General features: G+C 70.1%; 7 protein-coding genes. 4 read left to right on the forward strand and 3 right to left on the reverse strand.

Translation table 11 applies throughout. The annotated features are described in order from the left end of the window. A partial coding sequence (locus ETD83_RS37280; RefSeq protein WP_205718090.1) for an erythromycin esterase family protein occupies positions 1–1,271 on the forward strand: 1,271 nt, incomplete at its 5' end. Here ETD83_RS37280 and ETD83_RS37285 read toward each other — a convergent pair. Together ETD83_RS37285 and ETD83_RS37290 are read right to left on the reverse strand one after the other, a co-directional pair. Continuing rightward, positions 1,272–2,279, reverse strand: a complete 1,008-nt coding sequence (locus ETD83_RS37285) for a threonine ammonia-lyase (protein WP_138649912.1) — start codon at positions 2,277–2,279, stop codon at positions 1,272–1,274. Positions 2,280–2,440: 161 nt separating this feature from the next. Further along, a complete protein-coding gene (locus ETD83_RS37290) occupies positions 2,441–3,286 on the reverse strand; it encodes an LLM class flavin-dependent oxidoreductase (RefSeq protein WP_138649913.1) in 846 nt (281 codons plus the stop codon). A gap of 233 nt (positions 3,287–3,519) precedes the next feature. On the opposite strand from ETD83_RS37290, the gene ETD83_RS37295 reads away from it, so the two are divergent. The 3 genes from ETD83_RS37295 to ETD83_RS37305 all read left to right on the forward strand — a co-directional run bounded on the left by ETD83_RS37295 (position 3,520) and on the right by ETD83_RS37305 (position 6,156). Next, entirely contained in the window at positions 3,520–4,866 is a 1,347-nt protein-coding gene (locus ETD83_RS37295; protein ID WP_230421447.1) for an FAD-binding oxidoreductase, read from the forward strand. Between the two features lie 217 nt (positions 4,867–5,083). After that, the gene (locus ETD83_RS37300; protein ID WP_138649914.1) at positions 5,084–5,365 is read left to right on the forward strand and encodes a hypothetical protein; all 282 of its coding nucleotides are present in this window, start codon (positions 5,084–5,086) and stop codon (positions 5,363–5,365) included. A 20-nt stretch (positions 5,366–5,385) separates the two neighbouring features. Further along, positions 5,386–6,156, forward strand: a complete 771-nt coding sequence (locus ETD83_RS37305) for a hypothetical protein (RefSeq protein WP_138649915.1) — start codon at positions 5,386–5,388, stop codon at positions 6,154–6,156. Between the two features lie 94 nt (positions 6,157–6,250). Here the strand turns inward: ETD83_RS37305 and ETD83_RS37310 are convergent. Beyond that, the coding region (locus ETD83_RS37310) for a chitinase (protein WP_138649916.1) at positions 6,251–7,238 on the reverse strand (988 nt) is incomplete at its 5' end.

Raw genomic sequence — 7,238 nt, forward strand, 5'->3', positions numbered from 1 at the left:
CCGCGAATGCGAGCGTCCGCGCAAGCGGGGGCGGGGGCGGGGGCGCGGACGGCGAGGGAACGGTGGTCAGGGTTATCAACGGGCACGCTCGGCCACTGCGTTCGACCGCGCCGTTCGGTGAGCTTTCCGACCTGCGGCCGCTCGGCCGGATGGTGGACGGGGCGAGCATCGTGGGGCTGGGCGAGGCGACGCATAACTCAAGCGAGTTCTTCACCATGAAGCATCGGGTCTTCCGGTACCTGGTGCGGGACAAGGGATTCCGGTCGTTCAGCCAGGAAGTTCACGTGGCCGCCGGTTTGCGCATCAACGACTACGTGATGGACGGCAAGGGCGACATTCGCCAGATCATGAACGAGGAGTTCCAAGGCGGCACCCGCCTCTGGAACACGCGCGAGTACCTGGATCTCTTCGAGTGGATGCGCGCCTACAACGCACGGCACGAACAGAAACTCCAGTACGTCGGTAATGACGTGGACTATCCGGGCCCTGAATTGTTCGCCCGGGTGGAGGAATACGTGCGGGCCCACCGCCCCGGGCTTCTCCCGACGCTCAACCGGCTCTATGCCGGGCTGCGTCCCACCAAGGGCATGCGGGCCTGGCTGACGGATTATCCACAGAAGCCCTCGGACGAGCGCAAGGCCCTGGCCGCACGCGCCGACAAGGCCACGGACCTGCTACGACGCCACGACGCCGACAGCATGATCGTCCAGTACGCGGCCTTCGTCGCCCAGGTCGCCAGGGTGTACTCCTACAACCTCAACGACGAGACCGAGGTGTTGACGGCGATCCGGTACCGCGAGCAGGCGATGGCCGACAACACGGTCTGGTGGAACCGGCGCACCGGTGGCCGCACCCTGCTCTCCGCCCACAATGGCCATGTCGCCTACGGCAACTCCCGTCCGGAATACCCCCACAGAATCCAGGGCGATCTGATACGCGAACAACTCGGGCGCCGCTATGTCAGCGTGGGATTCACTTTCCATCACGGCTCGTTCAACGCCTTCGCATCCGGCGGTGGGGACCTCCGTCCTATGACCGTCGGGGCCGCCGAAGAGGGAAGCAACGAATTCACCCTGGACAAAGTGCGCTACCGCGACTACGTCCTGGACATGCGCACCGCTCCGGGCCTCGTCCGCGCCTGGCTCGCCCGGCCACGTCCCACCAGGGACATCGGCGCCGAATATCCCGACGAGCCGCGCTCCATCGCCTTGGGCACCTTTCACGACGTCCTTATCCACCTTCATCAGGTGCGCGCCGCCGCGCTGCTGTGATCAGATCTCCGCCTTGTGCGGCGCGGCGCCCAGCACCCACCTCGCGAAATCGGCGGGTTTCACGTTGCTTCCGCACAGGATGGTCGTGACGCGCCGTCCGGCGAACCGCTCGGGCTGCTCCAGGACGGCGGCGACCCCGAGCGCCGCAGAGGGTTCGACGACCAGGCCCGCGTGCTCGTGGAGCGCGCGCATGCCCGCCTTGATCGAGTCCTCGCCCACGAGCACCACGTCGTCCAGGACGACGAGCAGGTCGTCCAGGACCTCGGGGATCGGGCAGCGGCCCGCGACGCCGTCCGCGATCGTCTCGATGCGGTCGGTCTCGACAACCGTGCCCCGCCGCCAGGACAGCGCCATCGCCGGCGCACCGGCGGGCTGGATTCCGATCATCTCCGCGTGCCCGGCGAGCGAGCGCACGGCGTAGCCGACGCCGCTGGCCATCGCACCGCCGCCGAGGGCCACGAGCACGACATCGAGCGCGGGATCGTCCCGGACGAGCTCAAGGCCGATCGTGGCGGCTCCTTCGCAGGTCGCGAGGTCCAGGCTGTCCTCGACCAGGTAGGCGCCATCGGCTTTCGCGATCTCGCGTGCCAGCAGCCGGGCGTCCTCGATGTCCTCGCCCTCGACCCGGACCTGCGCGCCGAGGTCGGCGATCCGGCGCAGCTTGAGCGGATTGGCGGTTCTCGCCGCCACGACGGTGACGTCCAGGCCCCGGCGCGAGCCGCTGTAAGCCAGCGCCTGCCCCAGATTCCCGGCGCTCGCGCACACCATTCGCGGGACGCCATTCTCGCGGGCCGCGGCCACCACCGTTTCCGTGCCGCGCCCTTTGAAGCACCGCACCGGATTGAGCGTCTCGATTTTCAGCGTCATCGAGCATCCGAGCGCCCGGCCGAGGGGCGCGCATTCCAGCGCCGGTGTGTCGAGGAACACCGGGTCGATGTCGCCGATCGCGGCGCGAACACGGTCGAGCCGAAGCCGAACACGGTCGAGATCACTCACATTGCTCAGCATGCCACGCGCCTTGCTGCATGAGACGCGCCAGCCCATTGCGTGCCCGCGGCCGAGAGGCATCCGACCGGCCCTAGGCCGCCGGGTGCGCTGCAGTTGAACGGCTCTGGTGTGGTCTCGCGAACGGCGTGCTTCTGTTGATCAGACGCGGATTTCCCGCGTCTTTACAGGACGTCGGCCAGGCGGTCCACCTGGGCGGGGTCGAGGCCGTAGCAGTAGAGGATGACCTCGTCGGCGCCCAGGTCGGCGTAGGCGGCGATGGCGTCGCGGATCTCGACGGGTGTCGTGAGCATCCCGGCGACCATCTGATCGGCCCTGCCGGTGAAGGCGTAGTACGCGTGCATGTTGGCGCGGGCGTCGTCGACCACGTCCTGAGGACCGAGCGCGACGTTGACCTGCGCGACGATGCGGGGGGCGCCGTCGCGGCCGTGCTCCTTCCAGGACGCGCGGACGGTGTCGAACAAGCCGCCCGCCCATGAGGGCGCCGCGGCCGCGAGGAACCCGTCGCCCCAGCGTGCGACGCGGGCGAGCGCGGCGCGCTGGAAGCCGCCGAAGAGCACCTCGGGTCCACCGGGACGGGCGGGAGCGGGGCCGATCGGGCCGATGTCGTCGCCGTACGGCTGGCCGGACCAGATGCGGCGCATCACCGCCATCTGCCCGTCCAGGCGGCGGCCGCGGGTGCGGATGTCGACGCCCGTGACCTGGTGGTCGTCGTCCCGGCTCCCGACGCCGAGGCCGAGGACCAGGCGGCCGCCGGTCATCCGGTCGAGCGTGGCGGCCTGTTTGGCCAGGAGGGCGGGCTCGCGCAGCGGGGCGAGCAGCACCTCCGTCTGGACGCGGACGCGGGAGGTGGCGCCCGCGAGAACGGCGAGGGCGACCAGGGGTTCGGGGTTGTGGTAGACGAGCCGGTCGAGCAGGCCGAGCGTGCTGAAGGGCCCGGCGTCGGCGCGCCGGGCCCAGCCGGGCAGGAGGGCCGGGTCTCCGATGGGCAGGCCGATACCGACGTTCATGAGCGGAACCTCCGAAAGAAGAGACGACAAAGACCGTCGCCGCCCCTCCGGCACCTCAGCGAGGTGGGACGCTCCCGCTTTGCGGCGTGCCTTCTGGAGAGCGTCTCGTCGAAGTGATCGCCACCGTAGGACGAACGGTGTTCGTTCAGCAAGTCCCGGGCCGGATCGCCTTGGACGCCGCACAAGGTCACTTGGCTACGCTGGGTTTTCATGAAGCAGCTACGGACAGCCGCGTGAACGCCGGGATCTCGGCCGCGACCCGGGAACTGACCGACCGCCTGGGCCTGGACTCCGTGGCCACGTCGGGCCCGCTCTACGAGAAGACCCGCCGGGTCTGGAACGGCGCCGTGACCAACCGTCCGGCACTGGTCGTCCACGCCCGCGGGACGGCGGACGTGCAGGCCGCCGTGCGCGCCGCCCGTGACCATGACCTGCCACTGTCGGTCCGCAGCGGAGGGCACGACTGGCTCGGACGCGGCGTCCGCGACGGAGCGCTGGTCATCGACCTGACCGGAATGCGCCGGGTCGAGGTGGACGCGGGGACCGCGGTCGCCACGGTCGCCGGCGGCGCCACGGCGGCCGACCTCATCGGGGCGGCATCGCCGCACGGCCTTAGCGCCGTGACCGGCACGGTCGGCGACGTCGGCGTGGCCGGACTGACGCTGGCCGGCGGGTACGGCCCCCTGAACGGCCGCTGCGGCCTGGCGCTGGACAATCTCCTGGCCGCCGACGTCGTCCTGGCGGACGGACGAGCGGTGACCGCGGACGCCGACCACGAGCCCGAACTGTTCTGGGCCATCCGTGGCGGCGGCGGCAACTTCGGCGTCGTGACGTCCATGCGCCTTCGCCTGCACCGCGTCGACCCGGTCCTCGCGGCCACGATCTTCTACCCGCTGCCGCAGGCCGCCGCCGTCCTCGACGGGCTGAACGAGATCCTGTCCGCCGCGCCGGACGAACTGACCGTGGCGGCCGCGATGCTGACCGGCCCGAGCGGCGCGCCCGGCCTGGGGCTGCTCCCGGTCTGGAGCGGTGACCCGGCGTCCGGCGAGGCACCGCTCGACCGGCTGCGACGCCTCGGTGACCCGGCCGTCGCCAAGGTAGAGCCCACGACCTACAGCAACCTGCTACACGCCAACGACGAACAACCCGAGACGATCGGACACCACGTCGCGACCCGCACACGATCGCTGCCGCACTTCACGCCGGACGCCATCTCCGCCCTGGTCGAGGCCGCCGCCACTTTCACGTCACCCATGTCGCGCGTGCTCTGCGGCCAGTTCCACGGCGCCGCGGCCCGGGTCCCCGTGGAGAGCACGGCCTTCGGCCTCCGCCAGAACCACGTCATGGCGACGATCGTCGGCTGGTGGCCGCCCGGCGACGCCGAGCCGCACCAGACCTGGGCGGACACCGTCTCCGAGGCCCTCGCACGGGACGCGCTGCCCGGCGGCTACCCCAACGGCCTGGGCCCGGACGACAGCGGCCAGACGGCCCACGCCTACGGCCCGAACGCCGCCAGACTCCGGGCCGCCAAGACCCGCTACGACCCGTCCAACACCTTCACCGCCACCCCGCTCCCCTGACGACACCGGGCGGCCACAACCCGCTGGTCTCGCCGGTACGCCGAGGCGGCGCGACCCGTCCACCGGCCGACCCCGAGCGGCCCCGGGAACGGCGGTCTCGGAGATCGCCAGGGGAAATTCCCGCTGAGGACCGGGCGGCGTCGCTGGTCGTCGGGACGGCCAGCGATGAGACTGTGGGCGACGGTGGGACACGGCGTCGACCGGAATGGGGAGGATCATGATCGCAAGGGTGGCGCGCTGGGAGCCGATGCCCGACGACGACCGGGACTGGGTGCTTCAGGCGGCAGCCGAGGTCCCCGGCGTCCGGGGCACCTATCACCTGGTCGACCCGGCGACCGGCAACGGCCTCTCGATCGCCTTCTTCGACGACGAGGCCGCCGCGGAGGCCGCCGGGAAGGCGATCGCTTTACGGGCCACCGAGATCGGCTGGCACGACGTACCCCGGCCGGGCCCTGCGAGCCACACGATGTACGAGGTCATCCGGTACCACCAAGGCTGATCCGGACCGATTCGCGTGCAATGACCCGCGCCCAGGCCGTGGCGGTGGTGAGCGGTCTGGAGGCACTGAAGCGGCGGGTGCGGGTGCGGGTGCACTGCCCGGAGGCGCAGGACGTGGCCGAGAATCCGGGCGAGGCGAATCCCGACCTGCTCGGCAGGTTCGCCGCGCAGCGGGAACGCCATGACTTGATATGGGCTCCGGAAGCCGAGCCGCCGAACGGTGATGACCGCGACCGGGCCTGGGACCTGGCCGTGCAGAGCTGTGAACGGGCCGCGCAAGACGCGGAGGCCGAACGGGAGCGGAACGAAGCCCCGCAAGGGGGCACCATTGAGCAGGCGCTGGAAATGTTCCTGGCCGAGCAGCGCGAATCCGTTTCCAAGCGCACCTTCGCCAACTACGAGTCGGTCATCTCCCTTCTGCGCAACAGCCTGAACGGCTACGCCTACCAGGGCCTGGACGATGACGAAAGCGCCCGGTTCGACGCCGCGTACGACCGCCACTCCGACGGCGGGGCGTTCTGCCGGGTGTTCGGGCCTCAGAAGATTCCCGAGAACATCGGCGAATTCCTCGGCTATTACATGGCACGCAAGGTGATCACGACCAGTGCGGTCCTCCAGGCCACCGGGCCCGTCGTGCGCAAGTTCGGGGAGTGGCTCACCACCCGCGACTACGGCATCACGGCGGCGGACGTGGAGGACATGCTGGTCGAAGAGGGCTGGGAGATCTACGTGGAGGCCGACCTGGTCGACGGCGAATGGCAGGTATCGATGATCGGGACCGTCTACACCTAACGCCGACTCGGCCGACCGAGGGCAAGGCAGGGCAGGGCGTGGGACGGGCCCGGCGGTGGGTACCGCCGGGCCCGTCATCGCAGGGGTTGGGGTGCTAGCGGCCCTGGAGCCTCTTGACGTTGTCGCCGAAGGTCCAGCTCTTCGAGCCGTCCCAGTTCATGGACCAGGTCATCAGGCCCTTGAGCTGGCCGTTGAAGCTGTTCCACGCCTGGCCGACCAGGCCCGTCGACATGTACCCGCCGCCGGCGCCCGGCTGCGCGGGCAGGCCCGGGGCCTGCTTGTCGTACGGCACCTTGATGGTGACGCCGTTGACGACGAGGCCCTTGTTCAGGCATTCGGTCTGCTTGACGAAGCCCTCGACCGTCCCGGCCGAGTAGGAGTCGCCGGAGCAGCCGTACATGCTGCCGTTGTAGTACTGCATGTTCAGCCACCAGAGGCGGCCGTTGTCGGCGTACTTCTTGACGATCGGCAGGTACGCGCCCCAGATGGAGCCGTAGGTGACGCTGCCGCCGGTCACGTACGCGGTCTCCGGCGCCATGGTGAGCCCGAAGTTGGACGGCATCGCGGCGAGCACGCCGTCGATGATGTGGATGAGGTTGGCCTGGGACGTGGACGGCGTCGCGGGGCTGCCCGACCCGGTCAGGCCGGTCTCGATGTCGATGTCGATGCCGTCGAAGTTGTACTTCTTCAGGATCGGCACGACCGTCGCGATGAACCGGTCGGCGACGCTGCGGGAGCCGAGGTCGATGCCCGCGGTCGCGCCGCCGATCGACATCAGGATCGTCGCGCCGGCCTCCTTGGCCGCGCACATCTGCTCAGGGGTGGCGACCTTCACGGTGTTGTCCATGCCGTCCTCCCAGAGGACGGTGCCGTCGGAGCGGATGACGGGGAACGCCGCGTTGTACACGTTGTAGCCGTGCTGCTTGAAGACCGGGTTCTCGATCGGGCTCCAGCCGAACGGCGGGTGGACGCCGTTGGCCGCGCCGTCCCAGTTCTCCCAGTAGCCCTGGAGCACCTTGCCCGCGGGCTTGCCCTTCACCGCGCAGGTCGGCTCGCCCTCGGGCGGCGTCGTGGTGGTAGGC

The sequence above is a fragment of the Actinomadura soli genome (assembly GCF_005889715.1).
Classification (GTDB): domain Bacteria; phylum Actinomycetota; class Actinomycetes; order Streptosporangiales; family Streptosporangiaceae; genus Spirillospora; species Spirillospora soli.

What these genes read in the sequence shown, in the direction of transcription:
- ETD83_RS37305 (WP_138649915.1), top strand. Translation starts at nt 5,386, where the DNA reads ATGACCCGCGCCCAGGCCGTGGCGGTGGTGAGCGGTCTGGAGGCACTG.
- ETD83_RS37285 (WP_138649912.1), bottom strand. Translation starts at nt 2,279, where the DNA reads ATGCTGAGCAATGTGAGTGATCTCGACCGTGTTCGGCTTCGGCTCGAC.
- ETD83_RS37290 (WP_138649913.1), bottom strand. Translation starts at nt 3,286, where the DNA reads ATGAACGTCGGTATCGGCCTGCCCATCGGAGACCCGGCCCTCCTGCCC.
- ETD83_RS37300 (WP_138649914.1), top strand. Translation starts at nt 5,084, where the DNA reads ATGATCGCAAGGGTGGCGCGCTGGGAGCCGATGCCCGACGACGACCGG.